The sequence below is a fragment of the Pedococcus sp. P1_H8 genome, from assembly GCF_056405175.1.
In genome coordinates, this window is the sequence record NZ_JBFUCP010000001.1 from 316,924 (window position 1) to 340,904 (window position 23,981).

At 70.9% G+C, this 23,981-nt stretch carries 21 protein-coding genes and 1 tRNA gene; 10 read left to right on the forward strand and 12 right to left on the reverse strand.

Annotated features, from left to right (window positions below; translation table 11 throughout):
• Window positions 1–140: 140 nt before the first annotated feature.
• Window positions 141–1,589, reverse strand: a complete 1,449-nt coding sequence (locus AC1DYG_RS01520; protein WP_477638123.1) for an RNB domain-containing ribonuclease — start codon at window positions 1,587–1,589, stop codon at window positions 141–143.
• A 74-nt stretch (window positions 1,590–1,663) separates the two neighbouring features.
• Between AC1DYG_RS01520 and AC1DYG_RS01525 the strand changes: the two genes are divergently transcribed.
• From AC1DYG_RS01525 to AC1DYG_RS01535, 3 genes are all read left to right on the forward strand, one after another.
• On the forward strand, window positions 1,664–2,413 hold the full coding sequence (locus AC1DYG_RS01525) for a YaaA family protein (RefSeq protein WP_477638124.1): 750 nt from the start codon (window positions 1,664–1,666) through the stop codon (window positions 2,411–2,413).
• 16 nt (window positions 2,414–2,429) lie between these two features.
• Window positions 2,430–3,527 (forward strand): SLC13 family permease, encoded by a 1,098-nt coding sequence (locus AC1DYG_RS01530; protein WP_477638125.1) that lies wholly within the window; start codon window positions 2,430–2,432, stop codon window positions 3,525–3,527.
• A 71-nt stretch (window positions 3,528–3,598) separates the two neighbouring features.
• Window positions 3,599–4,429, forward strand: coding sequence for a CHAD domain-containing protein (locus AC1DYG_RS01535; RefSeq protein ID WP_477638126.1), 831 nt, complete (start codon window positions 3,599–3,601; stop codon window positions 4,427–4,429).
• A gap of 75 nt (window positions 4,430–4,504) precedes the next feature.
• Here AC1DYG_RS01535 and AC1DYG_RS01540 read toward each other — a convergent pair whose 3' ends face one another.
• The 8 genes from AC1DYG_RS01540 to AC1DYG_RS01575 form a co-directional block, all read right to left on the reverse strand.
• On the reverse strand, window positions 4,505–5,704 hold the full coding sequence (locus AC1DYG_RS01540; RefSeq protein WP_477638127.1) for an O-succinylhomoserine sulfhydrylase: 1,200 nt from the start codon (window positions 5,702–5,704) through the stop codon (window positions 4,505–4,507).
• The gene (locus tag AC1DYG_RS01545; RefSeq protein ID WP_477638128.1) at window positions 5,701–6,144 is read right to left on the reverse strand and encodes a rhodanese-like domain-containing protein; all 444 of its coding nucleotides are present in this window, start codon (window positions 6,142–6,144) and stop codon (window positions 5,701–5,703) included. The genes AC1DYG_RS01540 and AC1DYG_RS01545 overlap by 4 nt, the downstream gene beginning before the upstream one ends.
• Window positions 6,145–6,236: 92 nt before the next feature.
• Window positions 6,237–7,412, reverse strand: coding sequence for a bifunctional RNase H/acid phosphatase (locus tag AC1DYG_RS01550; protein WP_477638129.1), 1,176 nt, complete (start codon window positions 7,410–7,412; stop codon window positions 6,237–6,239).
• Between the two features lie 3 nt (window positions 7,413–7,415).
• The gene (locus tag AC1DYG_RS01555; RefSeq protein ID WP_477638226.1) at window positions 7,416–8,207 is read right to left on the reverse strand and encodes a zinc ribbon domain-containing protein; all 792 of its coding nucleotides are present in this window, start codon (window positions 8,205–8,207) and stop codon (window positions 7,416–7,418) included.
• Window positions 8,153–9,013 (reverse strand): Nif3-like dinuclear metal center hexameric protein, encoded by an 861-nt coding sequence (locus tag AC1DYG_RS01560; protein WP_477638130.1) that lies wholly within the window; start codon window positions 9,011–9,013, stop codon window positions 8,153–8,155. The genes AC1DYG_RS01555 and AC1DYG_RS01560 overlap by 55 nt, the downstream gene beginning before the upstream one ends.
• A 1-nt stretch (window position 9,014) precedes the next feature.
• Window positions 9,015–9,087: transfer RNA gene (locus AC1DYG_RS01565), tRNA-Val, on the reverse strand.
• 82 nt (window positions 9,088–9,169) lie between these two features.
• Window positions 9,170–9,640: a peroxiredoxin gene (locus AC1DYG_RS01570; protein ID WP_477638131.1), complete on the reverse strand. Its 471-nt coding sequence runs from the start codon at window positions 9,638–9,640 to the stop codon at window positions 9,170–9,172.
• A 22-nt stretch (window positions 9,641–9,662) separates the two neighbouring features.
• Window positions 9,663–10,088 (reverse strand): DUF3052 domain-containing protein, encoded by a 426-nt coding sequence (locus AC1DYG_RS01575; protein ID WP_477638132.1) that lies wholly within the window; start codon window positions 10,086–10,088, stop codon window positions 9,663–9,665.
• A gap of 124 nt (window positions 10,089–10,212) precedes the next feature.
• On the opposite strand from AC1DYG_RS01575, the gene AC1DYG_RS01580 reads away from it, so the two are divergent.
• Entirely contained in the window at window positions 10,213–12,540 is a 2,328-nt protein-coding gene (locus AC1DYG_RS01580; protein WP_477638133.1) for an FdhF/YdeP family oxidoreductase, read from the forward strand.
• Window positions 12,541–12,550: 10 nt separating this feature from the next.
• Here the strand turns inward: AC1DYG_RS01580 and AC1DYG_RS01585 are convergent, their stop codons facing one another.
• Together AC1DYG_RS01585 and AC1DYG_RS01590 are read right to left on the reverse strand one after the other, a co-directional pair.
• A complete protein-coding gene (locus AC1DYG_RS01585) occupies window positions 12,551–14,038 on the reverse strand; it encodes a PH domain-containing protein (RefSeq protein ID WP_477638134.1) in 1,488 nt (495 codons plus the stop codon).
• Window positions 14,035–14,556, reverse strand: coding sequence for a PH domain-containing protein (locus tag AC1DYG_RS01590; protein WP_477638135.1), 522 nt, complete (start codon window positions 14,554–14,556; stop codon window positions 14,035–14,037). Before AC1DYG_RS01590 ends, AC1DYG_RS01585 begins: the two co-directional genes overlap by 4 nt.
• Before the next feature lie 55 nt (window positions 14,557–14,611).
• Between AC1DYG_RS01590 and fdhD the strand changes: the two genes are divergently transcribed.
• The 3 genes from fdhD to AC1DYG_RS01605 all read left to right on the forward strand — a co-directional run bounded on the left by fdhD (window position 14,612) and on the right by AC1DYG_RS01605 (window position 19,354).
• Entirely contained in the window at window positions 14,612–15,448 is an 837-nt protein-coding gene (gene fdhD, locus AC1DYG_RS01595) for a formate dehydrogenase accessory sulfurtransferase FdhD (RefSeq protein ID WP_477638136.1), read from the forward strand.
• Between the two features lie 79 nt (window positions 15,449–15,527).
• Window positions 15,528–18,362, forward strand: a complete 2,835-nt coding sequence (aceE, locus tag AC1DYG_RS01600; protein ID WP_477638137.1) for a pyruvate dehydrogenase (acetyl-transferring), homodimeric type — start codon at window positions 15,528–15,530, stop codon at window positions 18,360–18,362.
• 104 nt (window positions 18,363–18,466) lie between these two features.
• Window positions 18,467–19,354 carry an NAD-dependent epimerase/dehydratase family protein gene (locus AC1DYG_RS01605; RefSeq protein ID WP_477638138.1) on the forward strand — a complete coding sequence of 296 codons (888 nt, stop codon included), beginning with the start codon at window positions 18,467–18,469 and terminating at the stop codon, window positions 19,352–19,354.
• Window positions 19,355–19,375: 21 nt separating this feature from the next.
• Here the strand turns inward: AC1DYG_RS01605 and AC1DYG_RS01610 are convergent, their stop codons facing one another.
• Complete coding sequence (locus tag AC1DYG_RS01610; RefSeq protein ID WP_477638139.1) at window positions 19,376–20,509, reverse strand: glycerophosphodiester phosphodiesterase; 1,134 nt, start codon at window positions 20,507–20,509, stop codon at window positions 19,376–19,378.
• A 126-nt stretch (window positions 20,510–20,635) separates the two neighbouring features.
• Between AC1DYG_RS01610 and AC1DYG_RS01615 the strand changes: the two genes are divergently transcribed.
• The 3 genes from AC1DYG_RS01615 (at window position 20,636) to AC1DYG_RS01625 (ending at window position 23,936) form a co-directional block, all read left to right on the forward strand.
• Window positions 20,636–21,814 (forward strand): PucR family transcriptional regulator, encoded by a 1,179-nt coding sequence (locus AC1DYG_RS01615; RefSeq protein ID WP_477638140.1) that lies wholly within the window; start codon window positions 20,636–20,638, stop codon window positions 21,812–21,814.
• 132 nt (window positions 21,815–21,946) lie between these two features.
• Window positions 21,947–22,915, forward strand: coding sequence for an ACP S-malonyltransferase (locus tag AC1DYG_RS01620; protein ID WP_477638141.1), 969 nt, complete (start codon window positions 21,947–21,949; stop codon window positions 22,913–22,915).
• A 1-nt stretch (window position 22,916) separates the two neighbouring features.
• Window positions 22,917–23,936 (forward strand): beta-ketoacyl-ACP synthase III, encoded by a 1,020-nt coding sequence (locus AC1DYG_RS01625; protein WP_477638142.1) that lies wholly within the window; start codon window positions 22,917–22,919, stop codon window positions 23,934–23,936.
• Window positions 23,937–23,981: the final 45 nt, after the last annotated feature.

The following is a 23,981-nucleotide window of genomic DNA, read 5'->3' on the forward strand; positions in this document are numbered from 1 at the left end:
CGCGCTGCGCCCAGCGGCAGTCAAACGGCGGTGGACAACGCTGACCGGCGACGCGGGCGGTGGACGGGATTCGCCGATTCGGTGCCGTTCCAGCCGGATATCCGGAAGGAGCGCTTCCAACAGGCGCGAGAGGGGGGCGCTTAGTGGAGGATCTCGAAGCGCACCGTGCCGGTCGCGACGGTGGCCTCGGTGAGCTTGACCTTGACCCAGGTGCCGAGCTGGTTCTGGCCGGCGGCGTTCGCGAGCACGGCGGGGTCCTGGATCTGCACGACCGCGCCACCCTTCTCGCGCTTGTCGACCACCATCGCGTCGAACACCTCTCCCACGCGGTCCTCCAGGGCGGCTGCCTCGACGGCGTCGGCGCAGGCCCTTTCCACCCCATTGGCGACCTTGTCCGACGCGGCCATGATCTCCGGCAGCGAGGCCAGCGCCTCGCGCGCCCACTGGGGCACCTCCTCGCCAGCGCTCAGCGCCTCGCAGATGGCCAGCCCGAACCGGTCCACCAGGCGACGCAGCGGTGCCGTGACGTGGGCATAGGGGGCCGCCACTGCGGCGTGACCCGCCTGCTCCGGCACGTCGCCGTCGAACGGTGTGTAGCCGGCGCCCCGGAACAGGGCGGTGGCCTCGTGGATCAGGGCGAGGTGCTTGGGGTTGGTGCGGTCGAGAATTCGGAGGAACTCGCCGTAGGGCGTCTCCTCCTTCCACTCGATCCCCAGGGCCCGGCTCGCGTGGCGGAACCGACCCACGGCGTTCTGGTCGGGCGCGGGCATGGTGCGCAGGATGCCGACCTTGGCCTTCATCATCAGCTCCGCGGCCGCCATGCCGGTCATCAACGAGATCTGGGCGTTCCAGTCCTCGACCTCCAGCGGTGGGCGGAAATACAACCGGTAGTGCCCCTGGTCGTCCTCGTTGACCTCCTGCTCGGGCATGGGCAGGCTCGCTCCCCCACGCCGGCGCTCGAGCTCGATGCGCTTGAGCCCGACCTCCTTGAGCAGCAGCAGCCGCTCGTCGGCCGACCCGTCGTCGATGGCCTTCTGGACGCCCTCGTAGTCGAGCCTGTCCGTGCTCCTCACCCTGGCCCGGTAGACCTCCACAGCAGTGCCTTCCGCGCCGGCGTCGAGCCGCATGTCCCAGACGAACGCCGGACGGGTCTGACCTGCGAGCAGACTTGCCGCGTCCTCGCTCAACACGGTGGGGTGCAACGGAGTTCGCTTGTCCGGCGCATACACCGTCTGGCCGCGCCTGCGGGTCTCGCCGTCAACGGCCCCACCCGCCTTGACGAAGGCAGGCACGTCCGCGATGGCGTACCTCACGCGGTAGCCGTCAGCGTCGCGCTCGATGTGCAGCGCCTGGTCGAGGTCCATCGACCCGGGTGGGTCGATGGTGAGGAAGGCGACCGCGGTCTCGTCGCGCTCCGGCACCGCAGGCGAGGCAGCGGAAGCCTTGGCCTCCGACTCCACCTCCGGGGAGAACGCCTCGGGCACGTTGAGCTCGGTGCGGATCGCGTCGAACCGGGCGACCAGCTCTGCGGACTGCGCGACGGCCTTGTCGGCCTTGGGCTGCTGGACGTGGATGCTGCGCGTGGGCATGGAGCCAACCTATCCAGACGCCTGCCCGGGTGACCCTCACCGGACCGACGGACCTCGCCACCTAGGCTGGGCCCGTGCTGATCCTGCTGCCCCCGTCGGAGTCGAAGACGGGTCGCGCCCGCGGACGGTCGGTCGCCGCCGAGCACCTGTCCTTCCCCGAGCTCGCCGCGACCCGCCAGTCCGTCGCCGAAGCCGTCGCCACGGTCAGCGCCCACCCTGACGCGGCCGCCACGCTCGGCGTCAGCCCCAACCTCACGACCGAGATCGCCCGCAACCTCGTGCTCCACACTGCGCCGGCCCTGCCTGCCTCGCGCGTCTACTCCGGGGTGCTCTACGACGCCCTCGACTACCCCTCCCTCGACAGCGCCGCGAAACGCCGGGCCAACCGTTGGCTCGTCGTCGTCTCGGCGCTCTACGGCGCGGTGCGCCCCACCGACGCGATCGCCCCCTACCGCCTCTCCATGGCCGTGAACCTTCCCGGCGTGGGTCCGCTCGCCAGCGCGTGGAAGCCCGACCTGGGTCGCGTGCTGCCGGAGGCAGCCGGGAGGGGCGTCGTGGTCGACTGCCGCTCCAGCACGTATGCCGCGGCCTGGACTCCGCAGGGCGACCTCGCCGAGCGCTGGGTGCAGGTCCGCGTGCCGGGGGCCACCCACATGGCCAAGCACACTCGCGGCCTCGTCGCCCGCGAGCTGTGCCGCATCGGCCGTGACGTCCGTCGGGTGCCGCAGCTCGCCGACGTGCTCAGCGACGCCTTCACGGTGACGGTGCAGGAACCTGCGAAGGCCGGCCGACCCTGGATCATCGACGCCACTGCCCGTCCGTGACCGCAGCCCTGCGGCCGTGAACGTCACAGAGCTCGGCGAGGTCATCGCGCGGGTGCTGCCCGTGCTCGTCTTCTTCGTCGCCATCACGGTCGTGGCCGAGATCGCCGATGCAGCAGGGGTTTTCGACGTCGCAGGTCACTGGGCTTCGCGCGCCGGTCGCCATCGCACGCCTGTGCTGTGGCTGTTGTTCGTGCTCGTCGCGGTCGCGTGCACCGTCGTGCTGAGCCTGGACACGACAGCCGTCCTGCTCACGCCGGTTGGCCTGGCCATTGCCGCACAGCTGGGGATCTCCCCGGTCCCGTTCGCGCTGACGACATTGTGGATCGCCAACACCGCCAGCCTGCTGCTGCCCGTCTCCAACCTCACCAACCTGTTGGCCCTGCACCACTTCGCACTGTTGGGGGTGGGCCACGCAGGATATGTGCGGCTGGCCGTCCTCCCCGCCCTGGCGGCGGTGCTCGGCACCGTCGCGGTGCTCTATGCCCTGCACCGCCGCGAGCTGAGTGGGCGCTACCTGCCCGACGCCCCTCCCGATCCGCACGACCAGGTGCTGCTGCGCGTGGCTGCCGCGGTCTGCGTGGCGGTCGGCCCGCTGTTCGCCATCGGCCTGTCCCCCGCCTGGGTCGCGTCGATCGCCGCGGTGGTGCTCGTGGCCGCCGCGTGGGCTCGCAACCGCGACCTGGTCCGCCGGCTCACCGTTCCGTGGCGGATGGCCCTCGCCGTCGCCGCGCTGTTCGTCGTCATCGACGCGGCCCTCCAGCTCGGGCTCGAGCCAGCCCTGGCGGCCCTCGCCGGCGACGGCACGACGTCCGGCGACCTCGCCCGGGTGGCGGGTGTGGGTGCCTTGGCAGCCAACGCGGTCAACAACCTGCCTGCCTACATCGCCCTCGAGTCGGTGACCTCAGACGTGCCAGCACGCTTGATGGCGCTGCTGATCGGCGTGAACGTCGCACCGCTGGTCACCCCCTGGGCATCCCTGGCCACCCTGCTGTGGGCGCAGCGCTGCCGTGCCCGCGGCCTCCACATCTCGGTGAAGTCTCTTGCGGCGCAAGGCCTGCTCTGCGCGGTCGTGTCCGCCGGACTGGCCTTGGCAGCCCTCGTCGTCGCGGCCTGACCCAGGCAGCCGCCGATGGCTTCTCCCGGAGTTCAGCCGGGGTCCGGCTATTCGTCCGGTAGAACTGGGCCATGAACCCGCGTGCAGGTCGCGATGTCGGACGGTACCTGCGCGACCTGGCGGGCCGGTTGGACGAGCTGGCACCGACGGTCGTCGCCGGGACACCTGACGCCGCGCACCAGATGCGGACCACCGCCAGGCGCGCCTCTGCCTGCCTGACGTCGTTCGGCCACGTCCTGGACATCCCCCACGGCGTCAGCATGGGTCGTGAGCTGTCCTGGCTCAGCTCCGAGCTCGGGGCGTTCCGGGACGCCGAGGTGCTCGCCACGAGGTTGCCCGCGGAGCACGAGGTGCCTGCCCCGGTCGAGCAGGCGCTGACCGAGGCGTTGGCGCGGGCGACGACCGACCTGCGATCGGCCATGGACTCACCTCGGTTCGCCGCACTGTCGCCGGCCCTCGCGTCGGCCGGCGCGACAGCCACTCCCCGACCGCGGCGACCGGAGCTGCGCCGTGCCGTGCGGCAGGTGTGGCACCGCACGCAGCGACGCCACGCGGCCTACCTGGCCGCCGCTGACGAGGAGCTGCGCGACGAGGCACTGCACGAGGTGCGCAAGTCGCTGCGCCGGCTGCGCTACGCCTGCGACGCACTCGGCACGTCGTGCGGGTCGCGCATCGTGGCGGGCGCCGCGGAAGCCAAGACCGTGCAGGAGGTCCTGGGCGAGCACCACGACGCGGTGGTCAGCATCGGACTCCTGCGCGGGCTAGCCGCTGACGAGCGCGACCCGGCCAGGATCGCGGCCTACGTGCTGCTGTTCGACGTGGAGACGACCGCTCGGGACCGCGCCCTCACGAGGTTCGAGGCGACCTGGCCGCAGCTCGAGCCCCACTTCCGTCGCCGCTAGGCAGAACTCAGCCGTCGCCGCTAGGCAGAACTCAGCCGTCGCCGCTAGGCAGAACTCAGCCGTCGCCGCTAGCGCTCAGCCCAACCCGCGGATGAGGTCCTCGATGACGTCCTGGACGTCCTCCAGCCCGACCGAGATGCGCACCGTGCCGTCGGTGATCCCGACCGCGGCTCGCGCCTCCGGTGTGAGCCGCCGGTGGGTGGTGGTGGCCGGGTGCGTGACCATGGACTTCGCGTCACCCAGGTTGTTGCTGATGTCGATGACCCGCAGTCCGTTCAGCAGCGCGAACGCCTCGGCCTTGCCGCCGTCGAGCTCGAACGTCACCACCGTCCCTCCGCCCAGCATCTGCCGACGGGCCAGGTCGTGTTGCGGGAACGACTCCAGCCAGGGATAGAGCACCTTGGTCACCGAGGGATGGGCCTCGAGCGCCTCTGCCACGGCAAGGGCGTTGGCAGCCTGCTTCTCGACCCGCAGGGACAGGGTCTCCAGGCCCTTGACGAGCACCCAGGCGTTGAACGGCGACATCGACGGGCCCGTGTGCCGCATCAGGTTCTTGACCGGACCGTCGATGAACTCGGCCGTCCCCAGCACCGCCCCGCCGAGGGTGCGACCCTGGCCGTCGATGTGCTTGGTGGCCGAGTAGACGACGATGTCGGCGCCGTGCTCGAGCGGCTTGGAGAACACCGGTGTGCCGAAGACGTTGTCGACCACGACCTGGGCCCCGGCTGCATGGGCCAGGTCCGACACCGCGCGCATGTCGACCAGCTCCTGCATGGGGTTGCTGGGGGTCTCGAAGAAGACGGCCTGGGTCGGCTCGGACAGGGCCTCACGCCACTGGTCGGGGTCTGGGCCGTCGACGAACACGGTCTCGACGCCCCAGCGGGGCAGGATCTCGTCGAGGATGACGAAGCACGACCCGAACAGCCCCCGCGACGACACGACGCGATCACCGTTGCCCAGCAGGGCGGCCAACGCCACGAAGACCGCAGACATCCCCGAGGCCGTGGCGAAGCAGGCCTCTGCCCCCTCGAGCTCGCGCAGCCGCTGCTCGAACATGGTCACCGTGGGGTTGCCGTAGCGCGAGTAGATGAAGTGGTCGACCTCGTCCTTGAAGGCTGCCTCGGCCTGCTCGGCGCTCTCGTAGACGAAGCCTGAGGTGAGGTAGAGCGCCTCGGCGGTCTCGTCGAAGTTGCTGCGGTTCAGACCACCGCGCACGGCAATCGTGTCAGGGCGGAATCCGCTCTGCGGCAACGGGTTTGGCGTCACGTCGCTCATCCCTGCCGCCACGGCAGACCAGCGTGCTTCCAACCCGCGACAGCACGGTGTCCGTGCTCGTCCTGCGGCCCTTCGAAACCCTCCAGCACGTTGTAGGCCGGCCCGAGACCAGCCTTGGTGGCGGCCCGCGCCGCTGCGATCGAGCGCACTCCGGAGCGGCAGATGAAGTAGATCGGCGCCCCGTCGGGCAAACCCGCGTCCTGCAGCTGCTCGACGAAGTCACCGTTGACGGCACCGTCCGGATAGCGCTGCCACTCGACACAGACCACCCGCTTGCCGATCGGCGACAGGTCGGGCACTCCGACGTAGCTCCACTCCGCGGTGGTCCGCACGTCGACGAGGATGGCGTCCTCCTCGGCCGCCAAGGCGGCATACGCATCCTCGGGGGCGACGTCTCCGGCGTAGTTGACGGGCTCAGCGGTGGTGGACTCAGCACTCATGGCGCCAGCGTAGAACTCACGCCACATGGCGAGACGAGCGGCCCACGTCGTGGACCACCCGGGAGCCGCGGCGGGGTCCTCGAGCGGCGGCCTCAGGTCCGGTTGGTGAAGGCGACCGAGACGTTGCCGTCCGCCCAGACCTCCAGCGCCGTCAGCGAGCCCGGCGCAGCGGCGAGGCGCCACACCTTGTCGTGCGGGATGCCCAGGACGTGGGCGAGCACGCACATGATCGGCTTGCGGTGGCAGACCACCACCGTGGTGCCACCCGCCGCGACCACCCGGCCGAAGGCGGCGACGACGCGCGCGGCCAGCTGGTCGTGTGACTCCCCACCGGGACGGGTGTATGCCGGGTCCTCGCGCATCGCGGTCAGCTCGCCCGGGTGGTCGCGGACCAGGTCGGGGATGCTGGCGCCGTCCCAGTCGCCGAAGTCCTGCTCGTCCCAGTCCGCGTCGACGAGCGGCGTGACCCCGATCGCCTCGGCCACGGCTGCCCCGGTCTGGCGGGCCCGGGCCAGCGAGGAGGTGACGACCCGTGCCGGGGCGCCGCCGAGGAGGTGTGCGGCGGCCCGCCCAGCAGCTGCTGCCTGGGCCTGGCCTGCGGTGTTGAGCGACGGGTCGGCTCCGCCCCGCCCGTCGAGGCGTGAGGCGACGGTGAAGTCCGTGACGCCGTGCCGCACCAGCACGATCCGGGTCGGTGTGCCCTGCCACGGCCCAGCCGCGGCCGGACTGGGTTGGGGGTCGATCAGCTCGTCGACCACCTCGTCGACCGTCTCGTCGACGGTCGCGCCGACCGTCGACCCGTCAGTGCCGCCCGTGCTCTCGCCCAGCATGCGGTCGATGGTCCGGCCGTCCATGCCGTCGTTGGACAGGGCGTCCGCGTCCTTGTTCTGCTCGCGAGGGATCCAGGTGAACGACACCGACCCACCTGCCGTGCTGATCTGGGCGGCCAGGTCGCGCGCCTCGAGCGCGAGCATGCGCATGTCCGGGTGCTTGATCTTCCAGCGTCCGGCCATCTGCTCGACGACGAGCTTGGAGTCCATCCGTGCCTCGACGTCCGCGCCCGCGTCAATCCGCAGGACTGCCTTCAGTCCGGCGATGAGGCCGGAGTACTCGGCGACGTTGTTGGACTCCTTGCCCAGTGGCGCGGCGCCCTCCCACAGGACCCGCCCGGTGACAGCGTCGCGCACGAGGGCGCCGTACCCGGCGACCCCGGGGTTGCCCCTGGAGCCACCGTCGGCCTCGATGACCAGCGCGCGTCGGTCAGGCACGGGTCAGAGGCCGGACTCGGCCGTGCGCACGAGGATGCGCCGGCACTCCTCGCACCGCAGCACCTCGTCGTCCGGCGCGGCCTTGATGCGGTTCATCTCGACGTTGTTGAGCTCGAGCTGGCAGCCGCCACAGCGGCGTTGCCGCAGGGGCGCCGCGGCGAGGCCACCGCTCTGGAGTCGGACCTTTTCGTAGAGCGTGACGAGGTCATCGCCGACGCCGGCCACGATGTCGGCCCGCGGGGCGGCGACCTTGGTGGCCTCGAGCTCGAGGTCGGCCAGCGCCGCATCCCGGGCCTCGGTGGCCGCGGTGACCTGTGCGGCGAGAGTGGTGTGCTCGACGTCGAGCTGTGAGACAGCGGACTCGGCGTCCTCGGCCCGCTCCATGACCTCGATCTCGACGTCCTCGAGCTCAGACTGGCGTCGGACGAGGGAGGCGAGCTCGTGCTGGATCGCCTGCAGGTCCTTCGCCGACCCCGTGCCGGAGTCCAGTCGGGCCTGGTCGCGCGCCGCCCGCTCGCGGACGAGCTGCACGTCGGCCTCGGCCTTGGCGATCTCGCGCTGGATGTCGCCGAGCTCGGTCCGGGCCCGCACCAGCAGGGAGTCGAGGCCCGCGGCCTTGGTCTCGAGGTCAGCCAGCAGGGCGTGCTCGGGAAGGTTCTTGCGGGCGTGCTCGATCTGGTCGAGACGGGTGTCGATCGCCTGCAGGTCGAGCAGTCGCCACTGACGGGACGGGTCGGCTTTCAGGACGTACCTCCAAGCCCAGCGGGCGATTCGGCTCCGACCACGAAGTCCCAGGGGTCGGTGCGCAGTGTTGAGATGTGGGTCTCCACCTTAGGGGCCCCGTCGCTGCCGTCCGCAATCGCGCCCCGGACCCGCTCTGCCGCGCCGGCCAGCCACAGCGACTCGGTGGCCCAGTGACCTGCGTCGATGACGTAGGGCGGACCTCCCCTGGACTCCTCGCGCGCCTCGAGGACCGGGTGGTGCCGAAGGTCGGCCGTGACGTAGACGTCGGCGCCGCTCGCCCGGACGTGGTCGAACAGGTCGTCGCCGGCGCCCCCCATCACGGCGACCCGTTCCACCGGGGCATCGGCCGGGCCCGCGACGCGCAGCCCGCCCGGGGAGGGCGGCAGGGCGGCATACAAGGACCGGGTGAACTCCGCCAGCGACACCGGCTGGGCCAGGCGTCCGACCCGCCCCAGCGGCTGTCCGTCGACGATGGCGAGCGGCTCGACGTCGCCGAGGCCGCAGGCCTGCGCGAGGGCGTCGTTGACGCCCGGCGAGGCGACGTCGGCGTTGGTGTGGGCGACGTACAGCGCGATGTCGTGCACCACGAGAGCCGTGACCGAGGCGCCCTTGGCGCCCGACGTGGCCACGCTGTGTATGCCGCGCAGCAGCAGCGGGTGGTGCGTCACCACGAGGTCCGCACCGAGGGCCCGCGCCTCCTCGATGACAGCGAGCGTGGGGTCGACGGCGAAGTGGATCCGTCGCACCGGCTGGGTGAGGTCACCGGCGACCAGACCGACCTGGTCCCACGACTGCGCCGTCGATGGCGGGTAGAGGTCGTCGAGCACACGGACGACGTCAGCCAAGGTGGTGTGCATGTGGGCCCGGCCGGGCTCGAACCGACGACATCCACGGTGTAAACGTGGCGCTCTACCAACTGAGCTACAGGCCCCGCGTCGTCACGGCTGGCGCGGGCGCCGCGTTCGGACTGCGGTCGCCATTGTGTCAGGTCCGTGTGCCGCCTGGAGCGGTGGTCAGCCGCGCAGGCCGGCCAGCGCGGAGTGGTAGCCGGTGAAGTCCCGGGCCTGTCCGATCTCGTTGACCAGGGACCACCGGACCACACCGCCGGTGTCGACCAGGAAGGTGCCGCGCACCGCCGCTCCAGCCTGCTCGTTGAACACGCCGTAGCTCTGCGCGACCCCGCCGTGCGGCCAGAAGTCCGACAGGAGGGGGAAGAAGTAGCCCTCCTTGTCGGCCCAGGCACGCTGGCTGAACATGTGGTCGCAGGAGACCGCCAGCACCTGCACGTCGTCGGCGACGAAGCCGCCCAGGTCGTCCCGGATCTCACACAGCTCGCCCGTGCAGATGCCGGAGAAGGCGAAGGGGTAGAACACCAGGACGACGTTCTTGGCGCCGTGGAACTGCGCCATGGAGAACTCCTGACCGTTCTGGTCCCTGAGGGTGAAGTCCGGAGCCGCGGCCCCGACTGCCAAGGGTGAGGTCATGCCCGGCAGTCTGCCAGCGACGTCAACGCCGACCGGTCTTGGGGGCGACCAACCTGGTGGCTGTCCAGTCGTCGCAGGCGTTGACGGTGCCCGAGGTGTGCAGACCCGCGGTCGTCGCGGCCTCCTCGATGTCGCTCGCCTCGACATGGCCGGGCCGACCCGACTTCAGCGTGAGGACGACGACCGAGCCGCCCTCCCCGAGGTTGGTCAGGGCATCGACGACGGCATCGACGAGGTCACCGTCGTCCTGCCGCCACCAGATGAGGGAGGCGTCTGCGACGTCCTGGTACTCCTCGTCCTCGAGCTCGGTCCCGGTGTGATCCTCGATGGCGAAGCGGAAGTCGTCGTCGACGTCGGAGTCGTAGCCGAACTCCTGGATCACCTGTCCTGCGGTGAGGCCGAGTCGGCCCACCGATGCTTGCAGCGCAGACTGCGCTGGCGTGGTCACACCCTTCTCCATCCCTCGAGGCGGTCAGTTGCGGGTAAGTCCATCGGGTTGAGCCGGGATTTTCAACCGAGTCGGCGGATTACGCACACATTCCCACCGCGTGGACAAGGCTAGGGTCGGGCATATGGCCGATCAGCACTCCCCCAGCCGCCCTTCCGGAGCAGCTCCAGAGGCCCTGAGCAGCATCGATCCGACAGGGGTGGTCGACGCGCACGCGCCCAAGCAATGGGCTGCCGGTCTGCCCGCGGTCGTCAACTCGTTCCGCCACGGGGTCGAGCAGATGGGACTACCCCGGACCGCGCGGGTCTTCGGCCGGCTCAACCAGACCAACGGGTTCGACTGCCCGTCCTGCGCCTGGCCCGACCCCGAAGCGGGCGACCGCCACGTCGCCGAGTTCTGTGAGTCCGGGGCCAAGGCGGTGGCGTGGGAGGCCACCACGCGTCGCGTCGACCGGGAGTTCTTCGCCCGCCACAGCATCGAGGAGCTCGACGGGCAGAGCGAGTGGTGGTTGGGCCAGCAGGGCCGGCTGACCGAGCCGATGCATCGAGCGCCCGGCGCCTCGCACTACTCGCCGGTGTCGTGGGACGACGCGAACGCCATCATCGCCGGGCACCTCACTGCCCTGTCCTCGCCGGATGACGCGGTGTTCTACACCTCGGGTCGCACGAGCAACGAGGCTGCCTTCCTCTACCAGCTGATGGTCCGGGCCTACGGCACCAACAACCTGCCGGACTGCTCCAACATGTGCCACGAGTCCTCGGGCACCGCGATGACCGAGCAGATCGGCATCGGCAAGGGTGCGGTCACCCTCGAGTCGCTCGAGCAGGCCGAGCTGATCGTCATCGCCGGCCAGAACCCCGGCACGAACGCGCCGCGCATGCTCACCCACCTCGAGCGGGCCAAGGAGAACGGCGCGGTCATCGTGGCGGTGAACCCGCTGCCCGAGGCCGGCCTGATCCGGTTCAAGAACCCCCAGACTCCGCGCGGCCTGATCGGCCCCGGCACGGCTCTCGCCGACGACTACCTCCAGGTGCGGCTCGGCGGCGACCACGCGCTGTTCCGCGCGGTGGGCCACCTCCTCCTGGCTGCCGAGCAGGCTGCCCCAGGCACGGTCGTGGACCGCGCCTTCCTCGATGCGCACACCGCGGGCTACGAAGACTACGCCCAAGCCGTGCGCGAGATCGACTGGGCCGCAACGGAACTCGCAACCGGCCTTGAGCGGGCCGAGATCGAGGCGCTCGCCACGCGGTTCATGCAGTCGAGGGCCACCGTCGCCTGTTGGGCGATGGGCCTGACCCAGCACGTTCACGCCGTGATGACGATCCAGGAGATCTTGAACGTCTTGCTCCTGCAGGGCAACATCGGCAAGGCCGGCGCCGGCCCCTGCCCCGTCCGCGGCCACTCCAACGTCCAGGGCGACCGGACCATGGGCATCTGGGAGCAGATGACCCAGCCGTTCCTGGACGCCCTCGGCACGGAGTTCGGCTTCGCCCCGCCCACCGAGCACGGCGTCGACGCCAGCGCGACCGTCAAGCGGCTGCGTGACAAGTCGGTGCGGGTGTTCTTCGGCATGGGCGGCAACTTCGCGATGGCCACGCCCGACACCCCGGTCGTGCACGAAGGCCTGCGTTCCTGCGACCTGACGGTCCACGTGTCGACCAAGCTCAACCGGTCGCACACCGTCACCGGCACCGAGGCCCTGATCCTGCCCTGTCTGGGCCGGACCGACCGTGACGCGACCCCCGCTGGCGACCAGGGGGTCACGGTGGAGGACTCCCAGGGCCAGGTCCACCTCTCCCAGGGCCGGCTCGACCCGCCGTCCGACCTGTGCCGGTCAGAGGTCGCGATCGTGGCCGGACTCGCCCGGTGGCTCGTGCCCGGAGTCGGCTCGATCGACTGGGCGGCGCTGGCCCAGGACAACGACCTCATCCGGGAGCACATCTCCCGGGTGATCCCGAACTTCGAGGACTACAACACCAGGGTCCGGCGCCCCGGTGGGTTCCTGCTCCCGCACAAGCCGCGCGACCTGCGCGAGTTCGACACCCCGAGCGGCAAGGCCGAGTTCCTCGCCGGCAGCGTCCCGCCGCTCGAGGTGCCCGACGGACGCCTGCTGCTGCAGTCCATCCGTAGCCACGACCAGTTCAACACCACGATCTACGGCCACGCCGACCGCTACCGCGGCATCTCGGGCAACCGGCGCGTGGTCCTGGTCAACCCCGACGACCTGCACCGCCTCGGGTTCCACCAGGGCCAGGTCGTCGACGTGGTCAGTGAGTTCGAGGGCACCGACCGTCGGGCCGAGGGCTTCACGCTCGTGTCGTACCCCACCGCCGCGGGCTGCGCGGCGGCCTATTACCCGGAGACCAACGTCCTCATGTCGGCCGACCACGTCGCGCTACGGTCCAACACCCCGGTGGCCAAGGCGCTCGTGGTCCGCTTCGAAGCGCGCTAGGTCGATCCGGCTAGGCCAGCTGGCGGGCGCGGCCGGAGCGGACGACCTGCTCGGCCAGCAGGCGGACCGCCTCGGGCTCGTCGAGGTGCGCCACGACAGGTGAGACCGGGCCGACGGTCGAGAGCAGCTTGACCGTGGCCACGCCGCGACGGCGTTGCACCGGGCCCTGCTCCACCGTCAGTGACTGGATGCGCGCGTGCGGCACGAACTGGGCAGCGCGGTACAACGCGCCGCGTCGGGTGAGCAGACCGCCGGGCACCACGGCATACCCCTGTCGTCGCCAGCTCAGGGGGTCGAGGGGCCTCGCCCTGCGGCTCGCGGTGACGAACCCCTCTGCGGTGCCCTCGCCTTCCAGCGCGGCGAGAGCCGCACCCCGAGGTATGCCGGGGTGCACGAGCGCGAGGACCTGGAGGGCTTCCTCGCGGTTGCCGACCGGCATCAGCACCGTCTGCGTGACGTCGTCGCCGGTGCCCGCGCCGGCGACGTTGACCTTGATCCGCCACCAGCCGGTCAGCCGCCACGGCAGCGACTGGCTCACCTCGACCGCCTGGATGCGGTGCAGCGGGACCGTGGTCGTGCGCAGGTCGGTGAGGCCGTGCCGGATCCGCAGCCGGTCGCCCTGGTGGAGCAGCTCGAAGTTGCACTCCTGGGTGAGTCGTTTGAGGTGGGACGTGCCCAGCGCCAAGGTCATCGGGCCGAGCCAGGCCACCATCTCCGGCACCCCGAGTGCCACCGAGACCACGAGAGCGGGTACGGCGAGCAGGATGACCACGCCAGGGCCCGTGTAGAGGATGGACTGCAGGATGCGCGAGTTCGGGATCGCGAGGATCCGCCGGCCCACAGGGGCCGGTGCCGGAAGGTCGGCGTAGTCCTCGTCCGACAGGTGGGCGCCGCCCCACTCGGACGGCCCGCCCCGCACAGCAGCCGTGGATCCGGCGACCTCGTCGCTGCGCCCGGCGAGGGCCATCAGCTGCTCGCGCACCTGTTGTGCCTGGGCGTCGGTGAGGAAGGACAGCTTGAGGTGCGAGTCCTTGCCACCCGCGGACTGGACCACGACCTCCGACAGTCCCGTGAGCCGCGCCAGCAGCGGGCGGCCGAGGTCGACGGCCTGGATCCGGTCGAACCGCACCTGCCGGTGCTGGCGGTAGACCACGCCGGTCCGCAGCTCGATGAGGGTGTCTGCGACGCGGAAGCGAGAGAACCGCCAGGACACCCAGGCGCCGGCGACGATTCCCAGCAGCACCAGCACCACGCCGATCGCGGCCCAGCCCCAGTGGCCCTGGGTGGGGTCGTCACGCTGGGCGCCGAAGAACGAGTCCGCTTGCTGCGACACGACATAGGCCAGCACGGCGACGAACGCGATGCCGCCCCTGAGCAGTGGTGAGAGGGGGTGCAGGTGCCGCCACTCGTTCTCCGGAGCCAGCTCCGGCGTCGGGACCGGCGCCGGGACCGGCGTCGGGACCGGCGTCGGAACGGGCGTCGGCTCGTCAGCGCTCACAGGCCAGCCCGCTGGGACTCGCCCCTGGCAGCGAGGCGCTCGCGGAGGGCCTCTGCGTCAGCCGTCGGCAGCCCCGGGATCTGACCCCCGCTCTGCGGTGAGGCGGTGTGCAGCTCGACGGTCGCCATGTCGAACCGCCGCCCCAACGGGCCGGACTGGACGTCGACGAACTGCAACCGGCCGTAGGGCACGCTCACGAGCGTGCGGAACATCCGTCCCCGGCGGACGACGAGCTCCTCGGCGCCTTCGGCCCACGTGATCGCCGGGACCTGGCGACGGATCAGCCAGGCACCGACGGCGAGGGCGACCGCGACGACCACGGCACCCACCCAGAACCACGTCCAGACGAAGACGGCGAGCGCCAGCAGGGCGAGCAGTGGAGGCACGAGGAACACCGACAGGACGAGCAGGCGCGCGGTCGCGAGCTTGGGCGACACGGGGCGCCACGGCATACCGGTGTCGCCGAAGAGGCGGACCTCATCGGGGGACGAGAACTGTTCGATGGGGGCGTCGCTCACGTCCCCCAACCTATCCGCCGGTGAACACCTGGAGCCCGCGACATACATTGCTCGCGTGGGACGGGTGACGAGGCGGACGCCGGCGATCCGGGTCGAGGTGACCTCGGACGGGGTCCGGTCGTCGGCCCGGCCGGACACCCTCGCCGTCGAGGAACCCCTCGAGATCCGCGTGGCCGGCACGTCGGTCACGGTCACGATGCGTACGCCGGGCGACGACTTCGACCTCGCACTGGGCAACCTGCTCACCGAAGGGGTGCTGCGCCGGGCCGACCAGGTGCGCCAGCTCATGCACTGTCTCGACGAGGACGAGTCCGGCTCCCCCACCTACAACGTGGTCGATGTGACGCTGGCACCGGACGTGGTGCCCGACCTGGGCCGCACCGCCCGGTCGGGCTACCAGAGCAGCGCCTGCGGCGTCTGCGGGAAGACGAGCATCGACGCCATCACCGCGACCAGCCCGTATGCCGTGGCCGACGACCCGATGCGACTGTCACCTGCCGTGGTCGCGAGCCTGCCCGACACGCTGCGGACCCGCCAGAAGGTCTTCGACCGGACCGGCGGCCTGCACGCCGCCGGGATCTTCACCGCCGACGGCGAACCCCTCGTGGTCCGTGAGGACGTCGGGCGGCACAACGCCGTCGACAAGGTGGTCGGCTGGGCCGGTCGTGAGGGGCTGTTGCCGTTGACCGGGCACGTCCTCGTCGTCAGCGGGCGGGCGAGCTTCGAGCTGGTGCAGAAGGCCGTGATGGCCGGCCTGCCTGCCCTGGTCGCGGTGTCGGCTCCGTCGTCGCTGGCGGTCGAGCTGGCCACCGAGTCCGGCCTGACGCTGGTGGGTTTCGCCCGCCCGCCGCGCCTGACGGTCTATGCAGGCGGCCACCGCCTCGGCCTGTGAGCCGGCGCGGATCGTCCGTGCTTCGCATACTGGCCAGTAGCCACCTCCGGTTGTGACCTGCACCTCTTTGGGGTGGAAGATGGACGAGGAGGTCGCAGGCAACCCCGCGGCCCCTCGTCAACTCTGGCGCGAGAAAGGACTCACGACCGTGGCCGCACGCGAGGAAGCCGGACCCATTCTCAACGGCATCCCCAGCCAGCTCCCGGACATCGACCCCGAGGAGACCAAGGAGTGGCTCGACTCCCTCGACGGGGTCATCGAGGAGGGCGGTCGGCAGCGGGCTCGCTACGTCATGCTCAAGCTGCTCGAGCGCGCCCGTGAGATGCAGGTCGGGGTCCCGTCACTGACGGCGACCGACTACATCAACACCATCTCGCCCGAGCAGGAGCCGTGGTTCCCCGGTGACGAGGAGGTCGAGCGCCGCTACCGCGCGTACTTGCGCTGGAACGCCGCCGTCATGGTGCACCGCGCGCAGCGTCCCGGCATCGGCGTCGGCGGACACATCTCCACGTACGCCTCGGCTGCGACCCTCTACGAAGTCGGCTTCAACCACTTCTGGCGAGGGCCCGACCACCCGGGCGGCGGCGACCAGGTCTTCTTCCAGGGGCACGCCTCCCCCGGCATGTACGCCCGCGCCTTCCTCGAGGGGCGCCTGTCCGAGGACCAGCTCGACGGGTTCCGCCAGGAGAAGAGCCACATCGTCGGCGGGCAGCCGGTCGCGCTGCCGTCCTACCCGCACCCGCGGTTGATGCCGGACTTCTGGCAGTTCCCCACGGTGTCGATGGGCATCGGTCCGATGAACGCCATCTACCAGGCGCAGTTCAACAAGTACCTGCACAACCGCGGCGTGAAGGACACCAGCCAGCAGCACGTGTGGGCGTTCCTGGGCGACGGCGAGATGGACGAGCCGGAGTCGCGCGGGCTGCTCCAGCTGGCGGCCGGCGAGGAGCTCGACAACCTCACCTTCGTCGTCAACTGCAACCTGCAGCGCCTCGACGGTCCGGTCCGTGGCAACGGCAAGATCGTCCAGGAGCTCGAGGCGTTCTTCCGGGGCGCCGGCTGGAACGTCATCAAGGTGGTCTGGGGTCGCGGGTGGGACCCGCTGCTGGCCCAGGACCGCGACGGCGCTCTCGTGCACCTCATGAACACCACGAGCGACGGCGACTACCAGACCTTCCGTGCCAACGACGGCAAGTACGTCCGGGACTTCTTCTTCGCCCGCGACCCCCGCACCCGCGAGATGGTCAAGGACTGGTCGGACGAGGACATCTGGTGGCGCCTCAAGCGCGGCGGCCACGACTACCGCAAGGTGTTCGCGGCCTACCAGGCGGCGATGAACCACACCGGCCAGCCGACCGTGATCCTGGCCAAGACGATCAAGGGCTACGGGCTCGGCAGCCACTTCGCGGGCCGCAACGCCACCCACCAGATGAAGAAGCTCACCCTCGACGACCTCAAGGGCCTGCGCGACAGCCTCAAGCTGCCGATCTCGGACGAGGCGCTGGAGAAGGATCCCTACTCCCCGCCCTACTTCCACCCCGGACCCGACGACCCGAGCATCAAGTACCTGCTCGAGCGCCGCGAGAAGCTCGGAGGGCCGCTGCCCGTGCGGCGGGTGCAGCACGAGCCGCTCAAGCTGCCCGACCACTCGGCCTACGACGTCGTCAAGAAGGGCACCGGCAAGCAGCAGATCGCCACGACGATGGCGTTCGTCCGGCTGCTCAAGGAGATCATGCGCGACAAGGAGTTCGGCAAGCGCGTCGTGCCGATCATCCCCGACGAGGCCCGCACCTTCGGCATGGACTCGTTCTTCCCGACCATCAAGATCTACAACCCGCACGGCCAGAAGTACACCTCGGTCGACGCGGAGCTGATGCTCGCCTACAAGGAGGCCAAGGACGGCCAGATCCTGCACCTCGGCATCAACGAGGCGGGCTCGATGGCAGCGTTCACCGCGGCCGGCACGTCCTACGCCACCCACGGCGAGCCGATGATCCCGATCTATGTCTTCTACTCGATGTTCGGCTTCCAGCGCACCGCCGACTCGATCTGGGCGGCCGCCGACCAGATGGCTCGCGGGTTCCTCATCGGTGCCACCGCCGGTCGCACCACGCTCACCGGCGAGGGTCTGCAGCACGCCGACGGCCACAGCCCGATCCTGGCTGCGACCAACCCGGCTGTGGTGTCCTACGACCCCGCCTTCGGGTTCGAGATCGGGCACATCATGGAGGACGGGCTGCGCCGGATGTACGGCGACGACCCGGAGAACGTCATCTACTACATCACCGTCTACAACGAGCCGATGAGCCAGCCGCAGGAGCCCGAGAACGTCGACCACGAGGGGATCCTGCGGGGCATGCACCTGTTCGCCCCCGGCATCCCCGACGGGCTGCCGGACGACGCCCCGCGGGTGCAGCTCCTCGCCTCTGGTGTCGGTGTGCCGTGGGCCCTCGAGGCCCAGGACCTGCTGCGCAACGACTGGGGCGTCGTCGCCGACGTCTGGTCGGTGACCTCGTGGAGCGAGCTGCGTCGGGACGGGATGGCCTGCGACGAGCAGCGCTTCCTCCACCCCGAGGGTGAGGCCCGCACCCCCTACGTCACCGAGCGGCTGCGCGACACCCGTGGTCCGGTTGTCGCCGTGTCCGACTACATGCGCCAGGTGCAGGACCAGATCCAGCAGTGGGTGCCCGGGGACTTCGCCTCGCTCGGCGCCGACGGGTTCGGGTTCTCCGACACCCGCCCGGCGGCTCGGCGGTTCTTCCACATCGACGGACCGTCGGTCGCCGTGCGCGCCCTGCAGATGCTCGTCCAGCGCGGCGAGGTCGATGGCGGCGTGGCCCGCGAGGCCGCAGCCCGCTACCGCCTGCTCGACGTCACGGCCGGCACGTCCGGCAACGCGGGAGGCGACAGCTGACCAAGCGGTGAAAGCCGTTTCACGACAAGGTATGCCGCCCGCTCACCTGAGCGGGCGGCATACCTTCTGTTGGGATGGGGCGGACGCTGGGGCAGGATGAGCGGGTGACCTCCCAGCCCGCACCGACCACACGACGCCGCGTCGCCGTCACCGGTTCGACCGGCAAGCTCGGCCGCACGGTCGTCGCCCATCTCGCCGAGCACGGCTACGACGTTCTCGCGCTCGACCGGACCCGGCCAGCGTCCCCGACCACACCGTTCGTCACCGTCGACCTGACCGACTACGGCCAGGTGCTCGAGGCGTTCTCGGGCGGGGTGGACGAGCACTCGACGCCCGTGGACGCCGTGGTGCACCTCGCGGCGATCCCCGCGTCCGGCCTGACCACCAACGCTGCGACCTTTGCCAACAACTCCGCCGCGACCTACAACGTCTTCGCCGCAGCCCGCGCCCTGAAGGTCCGCAGCATCGTCTGGGCATCGAGCGAGACAGTCCTCGGCCTGCCCTTCGACACGCCCCCGCCCTATGTCCCGGTCGACGAGGAGTACGACCCGCGACCGGAGTCGACCTACTCGCTGAACAAGGCACTCGAGGAGGAGATGGCCAGGCACTTCTGCCGCTGGGACCCCGAGCTGACCATGGTCGGCCTGCGGTTCTCGAACGTCATGGACCCCCAGGACTACGCGGCCTTCCCGTCGTTCGACGCCGACGCGTCCCTGCGCAAGTGGAACCTCTGGGGCTACATCGACGGTCGCGACGGCGCGCAGGCGGTGCGGCTGGGTCTCGAGCGGACCGAGCCCGGGTGCGAGGTCTTCGTCATCGCCAACGCCGACACCGTGATGAGCCGTTCGAGCGCAGACCTCGTGGCGGAGGTCTTCCCGGCTGTCGAGGTGCGCAGGGAGCTCGGCGAGCACGAGACGCTGCTGGGCATCGACAAGGCCCGACGGCTCCTGGGCTACGAGCCGGCGCACTCCTGGCGGGAGCACGCCGGCTGAGAGCCGGCAGTCAGCACGAAGTCAGTGCCCGAGGAACTCCTTGCGGGCCGTGACGCAGATGTCGGGCTGGTCGCAGAAGACCCCGTCCACGCCCGCCCGCATGAATGCCACGACCTCGTCCACGGCCCTGCCGTAGTCCGCTGGGTTCGTGCCGACCCGGTAGTCGGTGGGCAGGAAGGTGTTCTCGGCGCGGAAGGTGTAGGGCGTGACCTTGAGGCCGGCCGCATGGGCGGCGGCAACCAGTCCGGTGGAGGTGCCCAACGTTCCGTCGCCCTGACGCGGCACGACGAGGTTCTTGTCCGGGCCGATCCCGTCGATCGTGCCCGACAGCGTCCTGAGACTCGCGGGTGCCAGCAGGTCGGCGTACGTGCGGGGGTCACCGCTGCTGGCCAGGTCGAAGGGCGCCCCGGTCGCGCTCGCGAGGAACACCTCGTTGGCCTTGTAGCCGTAGGTCCGGCGCAGCGCGACGAGGTTGCCGAGCTCGAAGCTCTGCACCCACACCGGCGCCTTGCTTCGGTTGAGGTGGTGCTTGTCCAGGAGCTTCATCAGGGCGGCCTCGGGGTTCAGGCCCTTGGCGTGGAAGTAGGTCGAGTGCTTGATCTCGGGGATGATGCCGACCTGGCGGCCGTACTCCTTGGAGAGCCTTTCCCGCAGCTCCAGCACCTCCTCGAAGGTCGGGACGACGTACCGCCCGTCGTAGAGGGTGTTCTCCTGGCGGATCTGGGGCAGCCGCTCCTTGGCACGCAGGGTGCGCAGCTCCGCGAGCGTGAAGTCCTCGGTGAACCATCCGGTCGTCGAGACGCCGTCGAGCACCTTCGTGGTCTTGCGAGCGGCGAACTCGGGGTGGTCCTCGACGTCGGTGGTCCCCGAGATCTCGGGCTCGTGGCGGTCGACGAGAACGCCGTCCTTGGTCATGACGAGGTCGGGCTCGATGTAGTCGGCGTGCATCGCGACTGCCAGCTCGTAGGCGGCCACGGTGTGTTCGGGCCGGTACCCGGAGGCGCCCCGGTGGGCCAGCACCAACGGGAGGGTGTCTGCCGCCGTGCGGCCGGTGTCCGCAGTGGCGGATCCGGCGACAGCGGTGGCGCTGGACGCGACCGTGGAGCCGAGGACGAGGGCCCCGGTGACGACGAGGGCAGGGAGGGTTCTGGTCATGGCCACGACGCTAGGAACTGCCGGGTCGCGGCGGGCGACCACGCGGTGTCGGGTGGGTGAAGCCCGGCCGAACCGTCGGCGGCTGCACCGCGACGGTTGTGGGCGGCATACAAATAGACTGGGCCCATGCCGGCCACTCGCGTGAGCACGTCGACCGCCACCCTGCAACGGGTCGAGCGGTCCGCGGGCGAGCTCTCGTCGGCAGCGACCCGCCGGATGGAGGCGGCCCACGACTGGTACCGGGTGCTCTCCGCCGAGGACCGCTCGTGGGTCGGGCTCGTCGCCCAGGCCGGAATTGCCGCCTTCATCGCCTGGCTCCGGGCGGGCGGTGACCAGACCCCGGTGACCGCCGACGTCTTCGGGACGGCCCCACGCGAGCTGACCAGGTCGATCACCCTGCGCCAGACCCTCGACCTCGTGCGGTCCGTCGTGGACGTCGTCGAGCAGGACGCCACGGCCCTCGCCGAGCCCGGTGAGGAACAGGCGCTGCGCGAGTCGGTGTTGCGCTACTCGCGCGAGATCGCGTTCGCCGCCGCCGAGGTCTATGCCCACGCCGCGGAGGCGCGCGGCGCCTGGGACGCCCGGCTCGAGGGACTGGTGGTAGACGCGGTGCTGCGTGGCGAGGCCGACGACTCGATGCAGTCTCGCGCCGCGGCTCTCGGCTGGGGCTCCACGACCAGGGTCGCCGTCATCGCGGGCAGCACACCCCCGGGAGGCTCAGCCGGCATCGTGGACGGGCTGCGCCGTGCGGCCGAACGCGTCGGTGTGGACACGCTCATCGCCGTCCAGGGGCGCCGGCTCGTCTGCATCCTCGGCAACGTGGACGACCCCATGACGGCGGCTCTCGCGGTCGCCGACCACTTCGGCGACGGACCCCTCGTCGTGGGCCCCACGGTGCCTCACCTGTTCGCGGCCGGCAGGTCTGCCCGGGCTGCGTTGGCCGGGCAGTCCTGCGCGCACGCCTGGCCGGGCGCCCCCCGCCCGGTGACCGCCGACGACCTGCTCGCCGAGCGCGTCCTCGTGGGCGACGCCCCCGCCAGGGCGCTGCTCCTCGACCGCATCTGGCACCCGTTGTCGTCCAGCAGCGGCGGCCTGCTGGAGACCGCCTCGGCCTACCTCGAGACCGGGGGCGGCCTGGAGGGCACTGCGCGGGTGCTGTTCGTGCACCCCAACACCGTGCGCTACCGCCTGGGCAAGATCGCCGACCTCACCGGCTACCAGCTCACCGACCCGCACGACGCCCACACGGTGCGGATCGCGCTGGCCCTGGGCCGACTCAGCCGGCCGGCTCCCATTCGCCGCTGAGACCCTGCTCACATGGGGGTCGTGACCACGGTCGTTCTCACGTCTGTTTTGTAGACATCCTCCAAAAGACCTCCCCGATGTTCGTGCCAAACGGTCACGCTGAGGTCACGCCCGGACCGCAAGGCTGGGAGCGTGCTAGCAATCGTCTGCCCGGGACAGGGCTCCCAGACCCCCGGCTTCCTCGCCCCGTGGCTCGAGCTGCCGGCGTTCCGCGAGCGGCTCGAGTCGCTGTCCGACGTCGCGGGCCTCGACCTGGTCGCGCACGGCACGACCTCGGACGCCGAGACCATCAAGGACACCGCGGTCGCGCAGCCGCTCATCGTCGCGGCGGGCCTTGCCGCCGCGGCCGTCCTGCTCCCCGACGGTCCCGCGACCGTGGTCGGCGTCACCGCCGGGCACTCGGTCGGCGAGATCACAGCTGCTGCCTTCGCGGGCGCGCTGTCCGACCACGACGCGATGGTGTTCGTCCGCGAGCGCGGGGCCGGGATGGCTGCCGCCAGCGCCCTCGCCGCGACCGGCATGAGCGCCGTCCTCGGAGGCGACCCCCTCGAGGTCGCCGAGTCGCTCAGCCGCTACGGCCTCACCGCTGCCAACGCCAACGGCGCCGGTCAGACCGTGGCCGCCGGCACCCTCGACCAGCTCGCGGCCCTGGCCGCGGATCCCCCGGCCAAGGCGCGGGTCATCGCGCTGCAGGTGGCCGGCGCCTTCCACACCGCCCACATGTCGCCTGCGGTCGAGGCCCTCGAGCGGCTCTCCGCCGACTTCGACGTCAGCGACCCCGGCGTCACCCTCCTGTCCAACGCCGACGGCCGACCGGTGGCGGGTGGCCCCGACGCGCTGGCCCGGCTCGTGCGGCAGGTCAGCAGCCCGGTGCGGTGGGACCAGTGCATGCAGACCTTGGTCGACCTCGGCGTCACCGCCATGATCGAGCTCCCCCCAGCCGGCACGCTCGTGGGCCTCGCCAAGCGCGCGATGCCCGGAGTTGCCACACTGGCAGTCAAGACGCCCGACGATCTCGAGGCGGCCCAGCAGCTGGTTCGCGACCACGGCGGCGACCCCGCCTCCGCACGTTCCCTTCCGACCGACGCGCAAGAGGCCTGACATGACCGCACCAGCCCCCAAGGGCACCGGATTCATCACCCCCGCGGAGGGAGCGACCTACGCACGCATCATGGGCGTCGGTGGCTATCGTCCCGAGCGCGTGGTCATGAACTCCGAGCTCGTCGAGGCGATCGACTCCTCCGACGAGTGGATCCAGGAGCGCTCCGGCATCAAGAGCCGCCGGTTCGCGGCCAAGGACGAGAGCGTCGTCGACATGTCGGAGGCGGCGACGCGTGAGGCGCTCACCGCAGCCGGGCTCGAGGCGTCCGACGTCGATGCGGTGGTCGTGGCCACGGTCACCCACCCCTACCAGACTCCTGCAGCCGCGCCGATCCTCGCCGATCGCCTCGGCATCCGTGGTGCGGCATTCGACATCTCCGCCGCCTGCGCGGGGTACTGCCACGCGGTGAGCCTGGCCAGCGACATGGTCCGCGGCGGCAGCGCCCGCCACGTCCTCGTCGTCGGGGTCGAGAAGCTCTCCGACTTCACGGACATGAAGGACCGGGGATCGGCCTTCATCTTCGGCGACGGTGCCGGAGCCGCGATCGTCGGACCGTCGGACACCCCCGCCATCGGCCCCACCGTGTGGGGCTCGGACGGCTCGCAGTGGAAGACCATCTCGCAGCGGGACTCGTGGGTCGAGGTCCGCGACGGCGACCTGGGCTGGCCCGCCATCGGCATGGCCGGGCAGTCGGTCTTCCGTTGGGCCGTCTGGGGGATGGCACCCGTCGCCCAGAAGGCCCTTGACGCCGCCGGCGTCCGCGCCGAGGACCTCGACGCCTTCATCCCGCACCAGGCCAACATGCGGATCATCGACGCGATGATCAAGCAGCTCAAGCTGCCGACCGACATCCCCGTCGCCCGCGACATCGCCGAGACCGCCAACACGTCCGCGGCCTCGATCCCGCTCGCCACCGAACGGATGCTCCGCGAAGGCGAAGTGGCCCACGGTGGGCTCGCCCTGCAGATCGGGTTCGGCGCCGGCCTCGTGTACGCCGCGCAGGTCGTCGTCCTCCCCTGACCAGACTCCCGCCGGCCCGCGGGTGATCCGGGCCACCGCAGTGAC